Below are 17730 nucleotides of genomic sequence, written 5' to 3' on the forward strand. Positions count from 1 at the left end.
TACAAGGGTTTCGCGTCCGGTGTCACGACGCCGGAGCGAGCGCGTACCTGTCGCGGGTCGATTCGGCCCAAGCGACGACGAGGGGGGACAGCAGCCCGGCGGCCAGCAGGACGAATCCCGTGATGTACCAGCCGACGACGCCGACATCGACGCACAACCAGGCGAGCAGCGCCGGGCCGACGGTGTCGGCCATCCGTAAGCCGATGCTGAAAACACCCAGATACGCGCCGATTTCCCGCGGCGGGGCGAGCAGGTTCGACGCTTCGAAGCCGCCCGCCGTCTGCCACAGCTCCCCCACGCTCAGGATCGCGCCGCCCGCGACCAGGATGAGCACCGCGATCCAGCCGCCGTGGCCGCGCGTGGACGCGAACAGGACGCAGGCGACCAGGAACGCCCAGCCGCAGCGCCGCAGCGCCGCGCCCGCCGCTGGGACGTCGAGGACGCGCCTGCTGGCGCGGACCTGGAACAACACGACGATGGCGATGTTGAGCATGTCGAGCGTGGCGATCGACCAGCGCGGCGCCGTGGTCGCGCCGATGATCCACAAGGGAATGGCGACCGACTGGACGCGGTATTGCAGCGACAGCACACCGTCGAGCGCCGTCAATGCCAGATACGGCCGGTCGCGTAATGCCGCCCACCGGCTGCGGCCGCCGGGCGACTCGGCATCGACGGGTCGCAGCGCGGGCAGTCGGCCGACCAGCAGCGCCGCCATGGCGAGAAATATCGCGCCGACGACGATCGCCGCGCGATAGAGCAGAGCGGAGTCGAATTGCACCGCCAGCGCGGACATCCCGATGCCGACGGCGATGCCCACGTTGAGCACCGACCGCGTGTACGCCCGGAACTCGTTGGCCCGGTCGGTGACGATCTTGGTGATGATCGCCGTGGTCAGCAATTGCACGCAGGCCTGCCCCGCGGCCGCCGCGGGGACGACGAGCAAATACATCGCGAATCCGTCGACCGCGAGGAATCCGAGCGTGGCGAGGGCGGCGACGATCAGACTGCGACGCAATACCAGCAGCGGATCATGCCGATCCGAGAGTTTGCCGACGAGTACTCCGCCGACAACGCAGGCGGCGCCGGCGATGCTGAGCCCCACACCGACACGCATCGGCGAAATACGCACGATCCTGGTGAAATACAAGACCACGGTGGACAAATAGATTCCGCTGGAGACAGCGGATGCCGCGGTGATCAGGGTCAGCATGCGCTGCGGACCCGGCGGCGGTAGAGCTACGGAGAGCCGAGACACGAGAGAAGTCCGAGCAGATCAGGCGACCGCCGCCGCGACAGGTGAATCGAGCGCCGTGCACACCATTCGGAACCCGGCCACGGTGCGCCGCACCGATTCCAGGACTTCCGCGGTCGATTTTCCGCGGATCCGGAATGCCGCACCGATATCGGCATAGCCGAACGTTTCGGTGATCACCGACCCCACCTGCGGAATCGAGCAGTGGTACGGGGCGTGGGCCTCCGGGACCGCCCAGTGCACGTCCACTACCCGGCACGGCGGCGTCACCGGCGGGTGGACGAGCAGTTCGGCGACCACCTCGCCGTCGGTGAGCGGCGCCGTGGCGGGCGTCCGGCCGAGCTGGATGTCGACCGCCGCGCCGAGCAGGTCGTATCGGTGCACCTCGCGCCACATGTGGGTGGTTTGCCCGCCGCACGCGCGCGCCGCGACCTCCAGAAACTGGACACGGGGAGAATCGCCGTCGCCGCCGACGAAGAATTCGAGATGGAAGACAGTCGGGACACCGGAGCTGAGTGCGGAAAGAACCGATTCGGCGAACTCGGTCAATTTACCGGTCAATGCGGGATCGTCGACCTCGATATAGCCCAGGCTTTCCGCATCGTTGGCGAAATCGAGGCATGTTCCGAGATATTTCGAAGCGCGCCACGGTCCGAGTTCGGAACCCGTCCACACGCCGTCGATGGCGCCGACTTCATCCGGGCAGAATTCTTGCACCAGAAATGGTTCGGACGCGAGGTCCGGCAATGCGGCGAAATCCGCTTCCGAATTCAGCTTGACCACATCCCGGCTGCCGGCGCCGAATCTCGGCTTGACGATGATCGGGAAACCGGACTCCGCGGCGAATTCGGCGACCGAGGACAGGTCGGGTGCGGCGCGGAATGCGGGAACGGAGACGTTCCGCGCGGCGACCGCCTGGGCCATCGTCAGCTTGTCGCGGAACCGGGTGACGTATTCCGCCCGGTCGCCGGGGATGCCGAATTCCGCGCGCAACTCCGCCGCCGCGAGGAGGTCGAACTCGTGCAGTGCGACAATGCGTTCCGGCGTGCCGAACCGTGCCGCGAGATCGCGCACCGTGTCGTGCACCGGAGTCGCTCCATCGAGGACTCTGACCGCCACTGATTGCCCTGGTATGCCGTCGAGCAGGCCGCCCGCGCAAACATAGGTGACGAGATTGTGAACGTGATCAATACGCTCGGCATACGGAACATCGACACCACGTACACGGTGAATTACAGTTACATGCGGTAGCACAGATTTCTCCATTTCGAAGTCTAATCACTGAACCCGAATAAGGTGCCGGAAACGAGGTCGAGTTGGAATTGAACCAACACCGATGGCGCGGCGACGAATTATTCGACCATGCGGTTATGTAGCACGTGAACTATCGTTCATATCTTCAATGATACACATTCCCAATAGTGGCAACTCTTCCCTGAAATGAGAAATGGCCACGCGCGCGGCCTAGTCGTACGCTAGCCGTTTGCCCCCACTCGTTCATTAAGTCACATGATCCAGAGAAGATCAGCTGACAGGGCTACTGTGAGTTCTCTTCGAAATAGCGGTGCGCCATTCCAAACCGTCGAGCTAAGTGTAATTTGTGTCACAGCACGTCGACGCCGGATGCGGCCCACCATGAGCTATGTAGCCGCGCGAGCGGGAACGAGGCCGCCGATGCAGCCAGGAGGGACGACGAGTCGCATCGCCCTCCGGGGGCCGAGTCGACCGTCAGTGCCGACGACCGAGAAGGATGTCGCGCTGATCGGCGACCACGGCGCGGATCGCGGCGACGACGGCGGCCACTTCCGGGCGGCGAAGGGTTTCGGTGCGCGCGACGAGCCAGTAGCCGAGGGTGACGGTCACCGAATCGGCCAGCACGCGAACGAGGTCCGCGCAGACAATTCGGCCTGGCAGCGACGATTACGACATTGGCGGCGAGCGCTCCGGCAGCTATGACGCCCAGCGCTGAACAACGACTCGAGACGTTAGAAGGCGTATCGGAGTATTCGGTTGGCTTGCCGGGACAGTGTGGGGCTGAGGGCTGTGGCGCGGGTTATGGCGCGGAGCGGTTGTGGGAAGAGGGCGACTTCGGGGGCTCGGGTGAGGAGTTGTTCTTCGATCAATGTCAGGTGGGCGCCCCAGGTTTCGGGTTCGCGGGGGTCGTCGAATCCTTGAGCGGCGCTGATGCCGAGGGCTTTGATCGAGGGGTGGTATTTCATGGCCCAGGCGGCGAAACGGGTGTAGCCGTTGAGGGCGAGTTCACCGGCCGGGAAGTGCGTGGTCGCCTCGCGGATCAGGGTATGGAAGGTGTCGCCGGGCAGGAAAGGCAGCAGGCCCTCGGCGACGAGCATGGCTGGTCGATCGGCGGGCAGCTGCTCGGTCCAGCCCGGTTGGGTGAGATCGACGCCCAGCAGATGGGAGCTGTGCGGAAGCAATTGCCCGCGCATTTCGATGACTTCCGGGTAATCGATGTCGTACCAGTCGACACCGGCGGATGGATCGCATCGGAGCATGCGGGTGTCCAGGCCGCAGCCGAGATCGAGTACCACCGCATTGCGGTGCGTCGCGGTGAACGCGCGCACCGCGTCGTCGAGTTTCTTGGCGCGTAGCGCCGTTCCGCAGATGAGGCTGGGTTTCAGCTTCAGTTTGGCGAAGTCGTAGTCGATTCGGTCGGCCAGCTCGGCTTGGCGGTTGTCGCCCAGGATCGGGGTGCGCGTGGTCGCGTCAAGTGCTCGGGCTCGCAGGGTGAGGAGCAGGGTTTCCTGAATCGGGTCCAGGTCGGGTCGGATTCGATGCACGATCGGTCCTTCATGTGGTGGTGTCCTTGGACCGGGCGGCGATGTCGCGCAGCCAGGTCAATGCCTGCTGAGCAGCCCGGATGCGTTCGGTGAGCGCGGGATCGGCGCCGCCGACCAAGGCGAGTCCGTCCTCGGCGATGTCGCCGAAGGCGCCGAGGCCTGCGATCTTGCGATGGATGACCTTCTCCCAGGCGTCGTCCTCGATGCGGTAGTAGGCGGTACGGTCACCGGGGATCCGCACCTTGCGGACGAGGCCGATGGTGGTCAGCAGGCGCATGTTGGAGGTCAGCGAGGCGCGGCTGGCGTGGATCGCCTCGGCGATCCGGCCTGCGGATTGCTCCGGCGGATCGCAGATCATCAGTAGGCCGAGGATTCGTCCGGTGATGGGGGGCAGTCCCCATTCCTCGACGCAGAAGGCAGCGACTCGCTCCACCCACTTCAGCGTGGCGTCCTGTCGGTCCGTGTCCGGCATGCTGTGTCCTCCTGCGCAGTATTCGGCTCGATTACTGTGGCACAGCGGTCACCGACTCCCAGGTCGGCGCCGGGGTGGGAGTGATGAGGCGGGTACGGCGCAGGTGCCGGTCGAACCACTCGACGGCCAGAGCCATGGCCTCCTCGAGCCCGGGACCGGTGTAGAGGCCGAGCACGTCTAAGGCAGCACCTCGAGTCGTTTCGGCTCGCCTGCCTTGGCGAAGGCGCTCTGCGCCTCCTCGAGCATGTGGTATGGATCCCAGCCGCCGTTGGCGATCATCAGCAGCGGGGTCGGCGCCAGGCGATGAATGAGGTCCTCCGGCGCGAAAGTCAGGAGATGTTCCGCGGAGTCGAGGGTCTTCTCGTTCCGATAGTTCGGGAACATCTCGGCGGCGAGATCCGGTGTGCTCTCGACGTTTTCCCCCTGCAACGTCAGGTGCGGCACCCGAGCGCTGTCGTGGCCGGCATATCGGCGCTGCCAGTCCTCGTCCAACCGGTCCCGCAGCGCGCCGACGCCCTCCCTGCCGAGCAACCGCTCCAGATACCGCCATCCGTTCCACACGCTCGGGCTCTGCACCACAACACATTTCACGCGCCGGTCCAATACCGCGGCCTGCGTCGCCACCGAGCCCCCGATGCTGACTCCCCAGACTCCGATCCGATCCGGGTCTACCTCCGGGCGGGTTTGCAGGTACGACACCGCGCTACGGAAATCTTCTGCCTGTCGCTGTGGGTAGTCCTGGCCGCGAGGTTGCCCCGCGCTGGCTCCGACCGTGCGATAGTCGATCGCCAAAACCGCGAACCCCGCCCGCACGAAATACGGCGCGAAAACCCGCAACGCCTCCTTCACCATCACCCCGGAGTGCCCCAGCACCAGACCGGGGACCGGGCCGTCCGCCGCGGGCAGATACAGATCGCCCGCACACGCGGTGCCGAGGCTGTTGAACGTCACGTGCTCGATCTCGAGATCCATCTAAACTCCCTTCATTGCTAGTTATTTCAGTCTCCACTGAACTGACTAGCAATGTCAAGATTGCGGCTCGAATCCCGAGTCAGCCGAAGCAACTCGGATCATTGACGACCGAGGAGGATGTCGCGCTGATCGGCGACCACGGCGCGGATCGCGGCGACGACGGCGGCCACTTCCGGGCGGCGAAGGGTTTCGGTGCGCGCGACGAGCCAGTAGCCGAGGGTGACGGTCACCGAATCGGCCAGCACGCGAACGAGGTCCGCGTGGCGATCGGCCATGAAGCAAGGCAGCAGGCCCAGGCCCGCGGATGCGCGCGTGGCCTCGACGTGCACGAAAACATTTGTGGACGTGACCGATTCGCGCATCGCGGGCACGAAGCTGGAGGCCAAGTCGAGATCGTCGACTTGCAGCATGGAATCGATGAAGTAGACCAGCGGGTACCGGGACAGGTCGTCGATCGTCGCGGGTGCGCCGTTCTCGTACAGGTATTCGCGGGAACCGTAGAGGCCGAGACAGTAGTCGGCCAGATGCGTGGCGGTGGCGCGGTGCACTTGCGGCTCGCCCACCACGATCTCCAGATCCAGCCCCGAACGCTGTTGCGAGGCGCGCCGGGTGATCGCCACGATCTCCACCGAGATCTTGGGGTGCCGCCGCTGTACCTCCGCCGCCGCGGGCGCGGCGATGTATGCGCTGAAGCCGTCGGTCGCCGAGAGCCGGACCACCCCCTCCAGCACCCGGTTGCCGTCGGCGTCCGCGGCCAGCGACTTCACCGCCGACTCCACCGCCTCGGCCGCGGCCAGGGCTTCCCTGCCGAGATCGGTCAGCTCCCAGCCACCGGTCACTCGGGTGAGCACCCGGCCGCCGAGGGTGTGCTCCAGCGCGGCGATGCGCCGGGAGATGGTGGTGTGGTTGATGCCGAGTTCGTCTGCCGCCGTCACGAATCGGCCGGAGCGCCCGACAGCCAGGAGGACGAGGAGGTCGTCCGCGCTGGGACGACCAGGAGTGGCCGGGCGCATATCTGCATCTTTGCAGAGACGCACTGCACAAATGGTCATTGCGGCGTAATTCCTCTGCACCAATACTCGGTGCAGCCAAAGCATTGTGGGGGCCGTCACATCGAGAACGAAGTGTGGCCCCGGGCACGAAGGAGAAGTGCGATGAGGGAGCACAACGCCGTAGCGGCGGATTCGGGCGGCATGACCAGCGGCCTGCGCCGCGTGGTCGCCGCGTCGATGGCGGGCACGGTGGTGGAATGGTACGAGTTCTTCCTGTACGGCACCGCCGCCACGCTGGTGTTCAGCAAGGTGTTCTTCGCCAAGGGCACCAGCGACCTGGATGCCATCCTCGCCGCGTTCATCACCTACGCGGTCGGTTTCGCGGCGCGGCCGCTGGGCGGCGTGGTGTTCGGGCACTTCGGCGACAAGTACGGCCGCAAGAAGCTGCTGCAGTTCAGCCTGGTGCTGGTGGGCAGCGCGACATTCCTGATGGGCTGCCTGCCTACCTTCGGGCAGATCGGCTACTGGGCGCCCGCGCTGCTGGTGGCCCTGCGCTTCATCCAGGGCTTCGCGGTCGGCGGAGAGTGGGGCGGCGCGGTGCTGCTGGTCGCCGAGCACAGTCCTAGCCGCAGCCGCGGATTCTGGGCGAGCTGGCCACAGGCGGGCGTACCCGCGGGCAACCTGCTGGCGACGGTGGTGCTGCTGGTGCTCAGCTCCACGCTGTCGGACGAGGCGTTCCTCGGCTGGGGCTGGCGGGTCGCGTTCTGGTTGTCGGCGGTCGTGGTGCTGATCGGCTACTACATCCGCACCAAGATCACCGACGCGCCCATCTTCGTCGCGGCGCAGCGGGAGGCCGAGCAGATCAAGGCGACCTCGCTGAGTGTGGTGGAGGTGCTGCGCCGCTACCCGCGCGGCGTGCTCACCGCGATGGGGCTGCGTTTCGGCGAGAACGTCATGTACTACCTGGTGGTCACGTTCACCATCACCTATCTGAAGACGCAGGTGCACGCCGACACCCAAGTGATCCTGTGGTGGCTGCTGGCCGCGCACGCGGTGCACTTCGTGGCGATCCCGCTGGTGGGCAATCTGTCCGACCGCATCGGCAGGCGGCCGGTCTACCTGATCGGCGCGCTCACCGCGGGCACCTGGGGCTTCTTCGCCTTCCCCATGATGGACAGCGGCCACAACGTGGTCATCATGTCCGCCATCGTCATCGGCTTGATCTTCCACGCCTTCATGTACGCCGGGCAGCCCGCGATCATGGCCGAGATGTTCCCCACCCGGATGCGCTATTCCGGCGTGTCCCTCGGCTACCAGGTGACCTCGATCGTGGCCGGTTCGCTGGCGCCGATCATCGCCGTCCGGCTGCTGAACACCTACCACTCCGCGGTGCCGATCGCCTGGTACCTGGCGGGCGCGGCGGCGGTGAGCGCGATCGCCGTGCTCGTCGCACGAGAGACGAAGGGACTGACCTTGGAGAGCATCGATCACGCCGACGCCGAGACCCTCGGCGCGCGCACCGAAGTGACCGTGCGGTGAGCGATCTGGCGGGGCGCAGCGCCCTGGTCACCGGCGGCGCGAGCGGCATCGGCGCGGCGTGCGCCCGCGCGCTCGCGGCGCGGGGGGCCACGGTCACGGTGGCCGACGTCGACGACGTCGGCGCGAAGACCGTGGCCAGGGAGCTGGGCGGCAAGTCGTGGGCGGTGGACCTGCTCGACGTCGCGGCGCTGGAGGAGCTGGAACTCGACGTCGACATCCTGGTCAACAACGCCGGGGTGCAACACGTCAGCCCGATCCAGGACTTCGCGCCGCAGCGCTTCCGCGATCTGCTCACGCTGATGGTCGAGGCTCCGTTCCTGCTGGTGCGCGCGGCGCTGCCGCACATGTACCGGCAGGGCTGGGGACGGATCGTCAACATCTCCTCGGTCCACGGCCTGCGTGCCTCCGAATACAAGGTCGCGTACGTGACGGCCAAGCACGGCCTGGAGGGGCTGTCCAAGGTCACCGCGCTGGAGGGCGGCCCGCACGGCGTCACCAGCAATTGCGTGAACCCGGGCTATGTGCGGACTCCGCTGGTGGACAAGCAGATCGCGGATCAGGCGAAGGCGCACGGCGTGCCCGAGCAGGAGGTGGTGGAGAAGATCCTGCTCACCGAGAGCGCGATCAAGCGGCTCGTCGAGCCGGAGGAGGTCGCGTCGCTGGTGGCCTGGCTGGTGTCGCCGGAGGCGGGCATGGTCACCGGCGCGGCCTACACGATGGATGGCGGGTGGAGCGCGCGATGAGGGCGCGCTCACCCGAGCGCGGTCAGCGCCATCCCGCGCAGCACCGGCCGGGCGCGTGCCGCGGTCGCCTCGCTCGCGCTGTGCGGGGTGGAGTTGATCAGACCGAAGACGGCGTGGGCCTGTACCCGCGCCGCCTCCTCGGGTAGTTCGGGATGCAGCTCGCGCAACACGCTCACCCAGATCTCGACGTACTGGCGCTGAGTGCGGCGGATCTCGCGGCGGGCCGCAGCGGGCACGTTGTCCAGGTCGCGGTCCTGGATGCGGATCAGTTCCGGCTCGCCGAGTGCGAAGTCCAGATGGTGATCGACCAGCCCGGCGAGCGCCTCCTCTGGGGAATTCGTGCCCGCGACCACCTTCTTGCCGCCGTCGAGCAGGCGCTGGCTCACCCCGACCAGCAGCTCGATCAGCAGCGCTTCCTTGTTCGGGAAGTGCCGGTAGACCGCGGGGCCGCTGATGCCGACGGCGGCGCCCAGGTCGTCCAGGCGCATGCCGAGGAAGCCGCGATCGGCGATCAACCGCGCTCCCGCTTCCAGCAGTTGCACCCTGCGCTGCGCCTTCAATTGCTCACGACGCGTCGGCGCGACGGATTCGGCACTGGTCACACGCGGTCCTTTCGGCCGATCTGGACAACTCGGTTAATCAAGACTAACCTGAATTTCAGTTATCGTCGACTAACTGGACGACAGGATTACGTGATGACCGTTACCGAAGAGGCCGTCGGGAACCGCGCCGCGCACGCGGCGCTGGTCGACGATCTGCGCGCCCGGCTGGCCGCCGCGGCGCTGGGCGGGCCCCAGAAGGCACGCGATCGCCACGTCGCGCGGGGCAAACTGCTGCCCAGGCAGCGCGTGGACCAGCTGCTGGACCCGGGGAGCCCGTTCCTCGAGCTGTCCCCGCTGGCCGCGACCGGAATGTACGGCGACGACTCCCCCGGCGCCGGGATCATCACCGGGATCGGCCGGGTGTCCGGCCGGGAATGCGTGATCGTGGCCAACGACGCGACGGTCAAGGGCGGCACCTACTACCCCATGACGGTGAAGAAGCATCTGCGCGCGCAGGAGATCGCGTTGCAGAACCAGCTGCCGTGCGTCTACCTGGTCGATTCCGGTGGCGCGTACCTGCCGCACCAGGACGAGGTGTTCCCCGACCGGGAGCATTTCGGGCGCATCTTCTACAACCAGGCGACCATGAGCGCCAAAGGGATTCCGCAGATCGCCGCGGTGCTCGGCTCCTGCACCGCGGGCGGCGCCTACGTGCCCGCGATGAGCGACGAGGCCGTGATCGTGCGCAACCAGGGCACCATCTTCCTCGGTGGCCCGCCGCTGGTGAAGGCCGCGACCGGTGAGGTGGTCACGGCCGAGGAACTCGGCGGCGGCGAGCTGCACTCGCGCACCTCCGGCGTCACCGACCACTTGGCCGAGGACGACCAGGACGCGCTGCGCATCGTGCGCCGCATCGTGGCCACGCTCGGCCCGCGCACGCCGGTCCCGTGGGACGTGCGGCCCGTCATCGCGCCCGCCGCGCCGGAATCCGAGCTCTACGACGTGGTGCCGACCGACCTGCGCACTCCCTACGACGTGCGCGAGGTGATCCATCGCCTCGTCGACGGGACCGTCGAGGGCGAGAGCGGGTTCCACGAGTTCAAGGCCGAATACGGCAAGACCTTGGTCACCGGGTTCGCGCACATCCACGGCCATCCGGTGGGCATCGTCGCCAACAACGGCGTGCTGTTCAGCGAATCCGCCATGAAGGGCGCGCATTTCATCGAGCTGTGCGACAAGCGCAGCATCCCGCTGCTGTTCCTGCAGAACATCACCGGCTTCATGGTCGGCCGCGACTACGAGGCGGGCGGCATCGCCAAGCACGGCGCGAAGATGGTCACCGCGGTGGCCTGCGCCCGCGTGCCGAAGCTCACCGTCGTCATCGGCGGTTCCTACGGCGCGGGCAACTACTCGATGTGCGGGCGCGCGTATTCGCCGCGGTTCCTGTGGATGTGGCCGAACGCCCGGATCTCGGTGATGGGCGGCGAGCAGGCGGCGTCGGTGCTGGCGACGGTGCGCGGCGACCAGCTCGACAGCAGCGGGCAGCCCTGGTCGGCGGCGGACGAGGAGGCGTTCAAGGCCCCGATCCGAGACCAGTACGAGAGCCAGGGCAACCCCTATTACTCGACGGCCAGGTTGTGGGACGACGGCGTGATCGATCCCGCCGACACCAGAACCGTGCTCGGGCTGGCGCTGTCGGTGTGCGCGCAGGCCCCGCTCGAACCCGTCTCCTACGGCGTTTTCCGGATGTGATGACGATGCTGAACAGCTCCGTTCCCGTCGGATTCGACACCGTGCTCGTCGCCAACCGCGGCGAGATCGCGGTGCGGGTGATCCGCACGCTGCGCGCCTTGGGGATTCGCTCGGTGGCCGTCTACAGCGACGCCGACGCCGACGCCCGCCACGTCCACGAAGCCGACACGGCGGTGCGTCTCGGGCCGGCCCCCGCCCGGGAGAGCTACCTCGCCATCGACCGCGTGGTGGCCGCCGCCGTGCGCACCGGTGCGCAAGCGGTCCACCCCGGCTACGGGTTCCTCTCGGAGAACGCCGCTTTCGCCGCCGCGCTGGCGGAAGCGGACATCGTCTTCCTCGGACCGCCGGCCCGCGCCATCGAGGTGATGGGCGACAAGATCACCGCGAAGAACACCGTGGCCGCCTTCGGGGTCCCCGTGGTGCCCGGCATCGCCACGCCCGGCCTGACCGATGACGAGCTGATCGCCGCGGCCGCCGAAGTCGGCTATCCGGTGCTGGTCAAGCCGTCCGCGGGCGGTGGAGGCAAGGGCATGCGCCGGGTGGACGATCCGGCCCGCCTGCCGGAGGCGCTGCGCAGCGCCCGGCGCGAGGCCGCCGCCGCGTTCGGCGACGACACGCTGTTCCTGGAACGGTTCGTCACCCGGCCGCGGCACATCGAGGTGCAAGTGCTCGCCGACCAGTTCGGCAACGTGCTGCATCTGGGTGAGCGCGAATGCAGTTTGCAGCGCCGCCACCAGAAGGTGATCGAGGAGGCGCCCTCACCGCTGCTGGACGCGGCCACCAGGGCCAGGATCGGCGCGGCGGCCTGCAACACCGCGCGCAGCGTGGACTATGTGGGCGCGGGCACGGTGGAGTTCATCGTCTCCGCCGACCAGCCCGACGAGTTCTTCTTCATGGAGATGAACACCCGCCTGCAGGTGGAGCATCCGGTCACCGAGCTGGTCACCGGCGTCGACTTGGTGGAATGCCAGGTCCGGGTGGCGGCCGGGCAGAAGCTGGCGGTGGCGCAGGACGACATCCGCATGGTCGGGCACGCGATCGAGGCCAGGGTGTACGCCGAGGATCCCGGGCGCGGGTTCCTGCCCACCGGCGGCACGGTGCTCGACCTCGACGAGCCGGAGGGCCCCGGTGTCCGGGTCGACTCGGGCCTGCGGGTCGGCACGCGCGTCGGCAGCGACTACGACCCGATGCTGTCGAAGGTCATCGCGCACGCCGGTGATCGCCCCGCCGCGCTCGCGAAACTCGATCGCGCGCTGGCCGGCACCGTGCTGCTCGGCGTGACCAGCAATATCGAATTCCTGCGCTTCCTGCTCGCCGACCCGGACGTGGCCGAAGGACGGCTGGACACCGCCCTGCTGGACCGGCGGGTCGCCGACTTCCGGCCCGCCGCCGTCGGCGACGACGAGTTCGTCGCCGCGGCGGCCTGGCACTGGGTGCGGCGGTGGCCCGCCGCGCCGCGCGACCCCTGGGAGGTGCCCTCCGGCTGGCGGATCGGGGCCGACGCGCCAACGCCGATCCGGCTCGCGGGCGGCGAGCGGGTCGAGCACGTCTACCTGTCCGGCACGCCGGACGACGGCACGGTGCGGGTCGACGGAGGCGAAAGCCGCGCACTGACCGCGGTATTCACCGCCTCCGGCGATCGATGCGCGGGCGAACTCGCCCTCACCCTGGACGGCCTGCGCCGCACCTACCGGGTCGCCGAGCAGGACGGCTTGTTGTGGGTGGCCGGACCGTCCGGCATCGCGGTGCTGCGCGAAGTGGCCGAGGTCGACGTGCGCGGCGGCGACGAGCACGTGGGCGACGCCGAGATCCGCTCGCCCATGCCCGGCTCGGTGATCGCGGTGCCGGTCGCCTCCGGCGCCGCCGTCGCCGCGGGCGATCCGGTGGTCATCGTGGAGGCGATGAAGATGGAGCACTCGCTCACCGCGCCGGTCGCCGGAACCGTCGAACTACTGGTCGAGCCCGGCGCACAGGTACGCCTGGACCAAGTGCTGGCGCGCGTCGTCGCGCAGGACGTAACGAATCCCACCGAACGAGAAGGAATCCCCGCATGACCGACTTCCTGTCCACCGGCACGCTGCCGGAGGAGTACCGCGATCTCGCGCTGACCGTGCGCGACTTCGCGCGGTCGGTGGTCGCTCCGGTGGCGGCCGAGCACGACGCGAACCACACCTTCCCGTACGAAGTGGTCGCGGGGATGGCCGAGATGGGCCTGTTCGGCCTGCCGTTCCCGGAGGAGTACGGCGGCATGGGCGGCGACTACTTCGCGCTGTGCCTGGCGCTCGAGGAACTGGGCAAGGTCGACCAGAGCGTGGCGATCACGCTGGAGGCGGGCGTCTCGCTGGGCGCGATGCCGATCTACCGCTTCGGCGACGACAAGCAGAAGCAGGAATGGCTGCCGCAGCTGACCAGCGGCCGCAACCTCGCCGCGTTCGGGCTCACCGAACCGGGCGCGGGCAGCGACGCGGGCGGCACCAGGACCACCGCGGTCATCGACGGCGGCGAATGGATCATCAACGGCAGCAAGCAGTTCATCACCAATTCCGGCACCGACATCACCAAGCTCGTCACGGTGACCGCGGTGACCGGGAACACCGGCGGCAAGAAGGAGATCTCGACGATCCTGGTGCCGACCGACACGCCCGGTTTCGTCGCCGAGCCCGCGTACAACAAGGTCGGCTGGAACGCTTCCGACACCCATCCGCTCAGCTTCACCGACGTCCGCGTCCCCGAGGAGAATCTGCTCGGCGAGCGCGGGCGCGGTTACGCGAACTTCCTGCGCATCCTCGACGAGGGCCGCATCGCCATCGCCGCGCTCGCGGTCGGCGCCGCGCAGGGCTGTGTGGAGGAGAGCGTGCGCTACGCCAAGGAGCGCGAGGCGTTCGGCCAGGCGATCGGGCGCAATCAGGCCATCGCGTTCAAGATCGCCAGGATGGAGACGCGGGCGCACGCCGCGCGCACGGCCTACTACGACGCGGCGGCGCTGATGCTGGCGGGCAAGCCGTTCAAGAAGCAGGCGTCCATCGCCAAGCTGGTGGCCAGCGAGGCCGCCATGGACAACGCTCGCGACGCGACACAGATCTTCGGCGGCTACGGCTTCATGAACGAGTACGCCGTCGCCCGGCACTATCGCGACAGCAAGATCCTGGAAATCGGCGAGGGGACGACGGAGGTGCAGCTCATGCTGATCGGACGGGAGCTGGGCCTGTGACCCGGCGGACGGTCGTGCAGCGCGGCCTGTGGTTCGAGGAGTTCGACACCGAGGTGGTCTACGAGCACCGCCCCGGCCGCACGATCACCGAGGCGGACAACGTCCTGTTCACCACGCTCACCATGAACACCCAGGCGCTGCACCTGGACGCGGCGTTCAGCGAACAATTGCCTCCGTTCAATCAGCGGTTGGTGAACTCGATGTTCACCCTGTCCACGTTGATCGGACTGTCGGTGGCGCAGCTGACCCAGGGCACCATCGTGGCCAACCTCGGCTTCTCGGAGGTCGCTTTCCCCAAGCCGCTGTTCCACGGCGACACCATGTACGCCGAAACCGTGGTCACCGACAAGCGTGAATCGAAGAGCCGTCCGGGCGAGGGCATCGTGACCTTCGCGCACACGGCGCGCAATCAGCACGGCGAGGTCGTCGCGACGGCGGTGCGCAAGACGCTGGTGCGCAAGGCTCCGGAGGGCGTGGCATGAGGCGTCCGGCCCGGAGTCGGCGGGGTCGCGCTCATGCCGGAGGCGATGCCGCATGAATTGGCAGATGGCAGGGCCGGCCTGGTTGTTCTGCCCGGCCGATCGTCCCGAGCGCTTCGCGAAGGCGGCGGCCGCGGGCGACGTCGTGATTCTCGACCTCGAGGACGGCGTCGCCGCGCACGACAAAGCGGCGGCGCGCAAGGCGCTGCTGGATACACCGCTCGATCCGGCGACCACGGTGGTGCGCGTCAACGCGGCGGGTACCGAGGACCACGCGCTCGATCTCGCGGCGCTGAAAGCGACCGCCTACCGCAGGCTCATGCTGCCGAAATGCGAGTCGGCCGAACAGCTCACGGCTCTGGCGGACTACGAGGTGATCGCGCTGATCGAGTCGCCGCTCGGCGCGCTCACCGTCGGCGCGGCGATGACGGCGCGCAACGCGATCGGCGTCATGTGGGGGGCGGAGGATCTGGTCGCCGGGCTCGGCGGCACCGCGAGCAGGCACGCCGACGGCGGCTATCGCGACGTGGCCCGCCACGTCCGCTCCACAGCGCTGCTGGCCGCCAAGGCCTACGGCAAGTTCGCGCTCGACTCGGTGTACCTGGACATTCGCGATCTGGACGGGCTGCGGGCCGAGGCCGAGGACGCGGTCGCGGTGGGTTTCGACGCCAAGGTGGCGATCCACCCCAGCCAGGTGCCGGTGCTGCGCGCCGCCTACGCGCCCTCGGAGGTAGAGCTCACCTGGGCGCGGCGGGTGCTGGCGGAAGCGCCGAACCACCGCGGCGTCTTCGCCTTCGAGGGCAGGATGGTCGATGGCCCCGTGTTCCGGCACGCCGAGCAGATCGTGCGGCGCGCCGACCGCGCCTGAACGCAGAGTTCCCAGAGTCGAGAGGACCGCGATGCAACCACAATGGGTGCCGACCGAAGAAGACATCGCCGAGGCGAGGATCACCGACTTCGCCCGATTCGTCGCGGAACGCACCGGTGTGCACGCGACCGACTATCACGCGCTGTGGCAGTGGTCGGTCGACGATTTCGCCGGGTTCTGGCACGCGGTCTGGGACTACTTCGAACTCGGTGACATCGCGGGCGAAGTGTTGGCGAGCGCGGAGATGCCGGGCGCGCAGTGGTTCCCCGGCACCCGGTTGAACTATGTGGACCAGGTGATCCGGCAGCTGCGCACCGACCGGCCCGCGATCAAGGCGGTCAGTGAGGACGCTCCGATCCGCGAGGTGTCCTGGGCCGAACTGATCGACCACACCGCCGCTTTCGCACAGACGCTGCGATCGCTGGGTGTGCGGCCCGGCGACCGGGTGGCCGGGTATCTGCCGAACATCCCGGAAGCGGTGATCGCGTTCCTGGCCACCGCGAGCATCGGCGCGATCTGGAGCGCCTGCGGACAGGACTACTCGCCGAAAGCCGCGCTGGACCGGCTCGGGCAACTGGAGCCGACTGTCCTGGTCACCGCCGACGGCTACCGCTTCGGCGGCAAGGCGCACGACAAGCGCGACGACATCGCCGCGTTGCGTGCGGGCCTGGACTCGCTGAAGGGCACGATCGCGATCTCCCGGCTCGGGCTGGACGTGCCGGACGCGACCTCGTGGGACGAGGCGGTGACCACCACCGACGCGCTGCCTCCGGTGATCACCACGGAGTCGGTGGATTTCGACCATCCGCTGTGGATCGTGTTCTCTTCCGGCACCACCGGCCTGCCCAAGGGCATCGTGCACGGCCACGGCGGCGTGCTGCTCGAACACCTCAAAGCCGTTGCCCTGCAATCGGACATCGGACCCGAGGACACCTTCTTCTGGTACACCAGCCCGAGCTGGATGATGTGGAACTTCCAGATCGCGGGCCTGCTGGCCGGGGCGACCATCGTCACCTACGACGGCAGCCCTACCGCGCCGACCCCCGACGCGCTGTGGCGGATCGCCGCCGAGGTCGGCGCCACCGTGCTGGGCGCCAGCCCCGGCTATGTGCTGGCCTGCATCAAAGCGGGCTCGGTGCCGCGCACCGAGCACGACCTGTCGGCCCTGCGCACCGTCGGCATCACCGGCTCCTCGCTGCCCACCTCCTCGGCGCTGTGGCTGGGCGAGAACGTCGGCGAGCACGTCCAGGTCTCCTCGATCAGCGGCGGCACCGACGTGGTGTCCGCGTTCATCGGAGGCGCGCGCACCGTGCCCGTGTGGCCGGGTGAGCTGTCGGCGCCCTTCCTCGGCGTCGCGCTGGACGCCTACGACCCGGCGGGACAGCCGGTGCGTGGCGAAGTCGGCGAGCTCGTCATCACCGCGCCGATGCCGTCCATGCCGGTCTACTTCTGGCGCGACGAGGACGGGAAGCGTTATCACGATGCGTATTTCGACATGTTCCCCGGCGTGTGGCGGCACGGCGACTGGATCACCATCACCGACCACCACAGCGTGGTCGTGCACGGGCGGTCGGACTCCACGCTCAACCGGCACGGCATCCGGATGGGCAGCGCCGACATCTACCAATCCGTCGAACGGCTCCCGGAGATCGCCGAAGCGCTGGTGATCGGCGCCGAGCAGCCCGACGGCGGATACTGGATGCCGCTGTTCGTGACCCTCGCGCCCGGCGCGGAACTCACCGACGAGCTGAAAGCGCGCGTCAACAGCACCATCCGCACCGAGGTATCCCCCCGCCACGTGCCCGACGAGATCATCCTGGCCCCCGGCATCCCGCACACCCGCACCGGGAAGAAGCTCGAGGTACCGATCAAGAAGCTGTTCCAGGGCGCCGACCCGAGCCGCGTCGTCGAACGCAGCGCCGTGGACAACCCGGACCTGCTCGACTGGTACGGCACGATCCGGCCCGGCGGGCGAGGCTGAGGGAAGACGCACGGGTACAGTCGGTTTCGGGCAATCGGAGTGCCGAATGGCGATCCGGTTTCCGTGGGCGGCCGCGATTCGTCGTGGACCGGCGTCCGGGTTTCTCCTAGCGTGGAGGCGACAGCCGGT

At 68.2% G+C, this 17730-nt stretch carries 16 protein-coding genes and 1 pseudogene; 8 read left to right on the forward strand and 9 right to left on the reverse strand.

What is annotated here, in order from left to right; translation table 11 throughout:
- Positions 1-22: 22 nt before the first annotated feature.
- The 8 genes and pseudogenes from ACWEH3_RS05730 to ACWEH3_RS05765 all read right to left on the reverse strand — a co-directional run bounded on the left by ACWEH3_RS05730 (position 23) and on the right by ACWEH3_RS05765 (position 6507).
- A complete protein-coding gene (locus tag ACWEH3_RS05730) occupies positions 23-1210 on the reverse strand; it encodes an MFS transporter (RefSeq protein ID WP_450023438.1) in 1188 nt (395 codons plus the stop codon).
- A 63-nt stretch (positions 1211-1273) separates the two neighbouring features.
- The gene (locus ACWEH3_RS05735) at positions 1274-2338 is read right to left on the reverse strand and encodes an ATP-grasp domain-containing protein (RefSeq protein ID WP_450023436.1); all 1065 of its coding nucleotides are present in this window, start codon (positions 2336-2338) and stop codon (positions 1274-1276) included.
- A 642-nt stretch (positions 2339-2980) separates the two neighbouring features.
- A pseudogene (locus ACWEH3_RS05740) lies at positions 2981-3142 on the reverse strand (LysR family transcriptional regulator); the annotation flags it as partial.
- A gap of 95 nt (positions 3143-3237) precedes the next feature.
- Positions 3238-4050: a class I SAM-dependent methyltransferase gene (locus ACWEH3_RS05745; RefSeq protein WP_450023434.1), complete on the reverse strand. Its 813-nt coding sequence runs from the start codon at positions 4048-4050 to the stop codon at positions 3238-3240.
- 10 nt (positions 4051-4060) lie between these two features.
- Positions 4061-4522 (reverse strand): GbsR/MarR family transcriptional regulator, encoded by a 462-nt coding sequence (locus ACWEH3_RS05750; RefSeq protein ID WP_450023432.1) that lies wholly within the window; start codon positions 4520-4522, stop codon positions 4061-4063.
- Between the two features lie 31 nt (positions 4523-4553).
- Positions 4554-4697, reverse strand: coding sequence for a hypothetical protein (locus ACWEH3_RS05755; protein WP_450023430.1), 144 nt, complete (start codon positions 4695-4697; stop codon positions 4554-4556).
- A gap of 2 nt (positions 4698-4699) precedes the next feature.
- Positions 4700-5494, reverse strand: coding sequence for an alpha/beta hydrolase (locus tag ACWEH3_RS05760; RefSeq protein WP_450023428.1), 795 nt, complete (start codon positions 5492-5494; stop codon positions 4700-4702).
- A gap of 98 nt (positions 5495-5592) precedes the next feature.
- Entirely contained in the window at positions 5593-6507 is a 915-nt protein-coding gene (locus ACWEH3_RS05765) for a LysR family transcriptional regulator (RefSeq protein ID WP_450023426.1), read from the reverse strand.
- Positions 6508-6648: 141 nt separating this feature from the next.
- Here ACWEH3_RS05765 and ACWEH3_RS05770 point away from each other — a divergent pair, with 141 nt between their 5' ends.
- Both ACWEH3_RS05770 and ACWEH3_RS05775 read left to right on the forward strand, forming a co-directional pair.
- Positions 6649-8025, forward strand: a complete 1377-nt coding sequence (locus ACWEH3_RS05770) for an MFS transporter (protein ID WP_450023424.1) — start codon at positions 6649-6651, stop codon at positions 8023-8025.
- Entirely contained in the window at positions 8022-8768 is a 747-nt protein-coding gene (locus tag ACWEH3_RS05775; RefSeq protein WP_452358273.1) for a 3-hydroxybutyrate dehydrogenase, read from the forward strand. Before ACWEH3_RS05770 ends, ACWEH3_RS05775 begins: the two co-directional genes overlap by 4 nt.
- 8 nt (positions 8769-8776) lie before the next feature.
- Here the strand turns inward: ACWEH3_RS05775 and ACWEH3_RS05780 are convergent, their stop codons facing one another.
- Positions 8777-9370: an SACE_7040 family transcriptional regulator gene (locus ACWEH3_RS05780; protein ID WP_450023420.1), complete on the reverse strand. Its 594-nt coding sequence runs from the start codon at positions 9368-9370 to the stop codon at positions 8777-8779.
- 93 nt (positions 9371-9463) lie between these two features.
- Between ACWEH3_RS05780 and ACWEH3_RS05785 the strand changes: the two genes are divergently transcribed.
- The 6 genes from ACWEH3_RS05785 to ACWEH3_RS05810 are packed head-to-tail and all read left to right on the forward strand — an operon-like array spanning position 9464 to position 17601.
- Entirely contained in the window at positions 9464-11062 is a 1599-nt protein-coding gene (locus ACWEH3_RS05785) for a carboxyl transferase domain-containing protein (RefSeq protein WP_450023418.1), read from the forward strand.
- Positions 11063-11067: 5 nt separating this feature from the next.
- Positions 11068-13116, forward strand: a complete 2049-nt coding sequence (locus tag ACWEH3_RS05790; RefSeq protein WP_452358274.1) for an ATP-binding protein — start codon at positions 11068-11070, stop codon at positions 13114-13116.
- Complete coding sequence (locus ACWEH3_RS05795) at positions 13113-14273, forward strand: acyl-CoA dehydrogenase family protein (RefSeq protein ID WP_450025552.1); 1161 nt, start codon at positions 13113-13115, stop codon at positions 14271-14273. The genes ACWEH3_RS05790 and ACWEH3_RS05795 overlap by 4 nt, the downstream gene beginning before the upstream one ends.
- Positions 14270-14755, forward strand: a complete 486-nt coding sequence (locus ACWEH3_RS05800; protein WP_450025554.1) for a MaoC family dehydratase — start codon at positions 14270-14272, stop codon at positions 14753-14755. Before ACWEH3_RS05795 ends, ACWEH3_RS05800 begins: the two co-directional genes overlap by 4 nt.
- Before the next feature lie 52 nt (positions 14756-14807).
- Complete coding sequence (locus ACWEH3_RS05805; protein ID WP_450025556.1) at positions 14808-15620, forward strand: HpcH/HpaI aldolase/citrate lyase family protein; 813 nt, start codon at positions 14808-14810, stop codon at positions 15618-15620.
- Between the two features lie 31 nt (positions 15621-15651).
- Positions 15652-17601: an acetoacetate--CoA ligase gene (locus ACWEH3_RS05810; protein ID WP_450025558.1), complete on the forward strand. Its 1950-nt coding sequence runs from the start codon at positions 15652-15654 to the stop codon at positions 17599-17601.
- Positions 17602-17730: the final 129 nt, after the last annotated feature.

Source organism: Nocardia sp. NPDC004718 (genome assembly GCF_053601535.1).

Coding starts and splice junctions, on each gene's coding strand:
- ACWEH3_RS05795 (WP_450025552.1), top strand. CDS start 13,113: ATGACCGACTTCCTGTCCACCGGCACGCTGCCGGAGGAGTACCGCGAT.
- ACWEH3_RS05770 (WP_450023424.1), top strand. CDS start 6,649: ATGAGGGAGCACAACGCCGTAGCGGCGGATTCGGGCGGCATGACCAGC.
- ACWEH3_RS05785 (WP_450023418.1), top strand. CDS start 9,464: ATGACCGTTACCGAAGAGGCCGTCGGGAACCGCGCCGCGCACGCGGCG.
- ACWEH3_RS05765 (WP_450023426.1), bottom strand. CDS start 6,507: ATGCGCCCGGCCACTCCTGGTCGTCCCAGCGCGGACGACCTCCTCGTC.
- ACWEH3_RS05805 (WP_450025556.1), top strand. CDS start 14,808: ATGAATTGGCAGATGGCAGGGCCGGCCTGGTTGTTCTGCCCGGCCGAT.
- ACWEH3_RS05810 (WP_450025558.1), top strand. CDS start 15,652: ATGCAACCACAATGGGTGCCGACCGAAGAAGACATCGCCGAGGCGAGG.
- ACWEH3_RS05790 (WP_452358274.1), top strand. CDS start 11,068: ATGCTGAACAGCTCCGTTCCCGTCGGATTCGACACCGTGCTCGTCGCC.
- ACWEH3_RS05760 (WP_450023428.1), bottom strand. CDS start 5,494: ATGGATCTCGAGATCGAGCACGTGACGTTCAACAGCCTCGGCACCGCG.
- ACWEH3_RS05750 (WP_450023432.1), bottom strand. CDS start 4,522: ATGCCGGACACGGACCGACAGGACGCCACGCTGAAGTGGGTGGAGCGA.
- ACWEH3_RS05730 (WP_450023438.1), bottom strand. CDS start 1,210: ATGCTGACCCTGATCACCGCGGCATCCGCTGTCTCCAGCGGAATCTAT.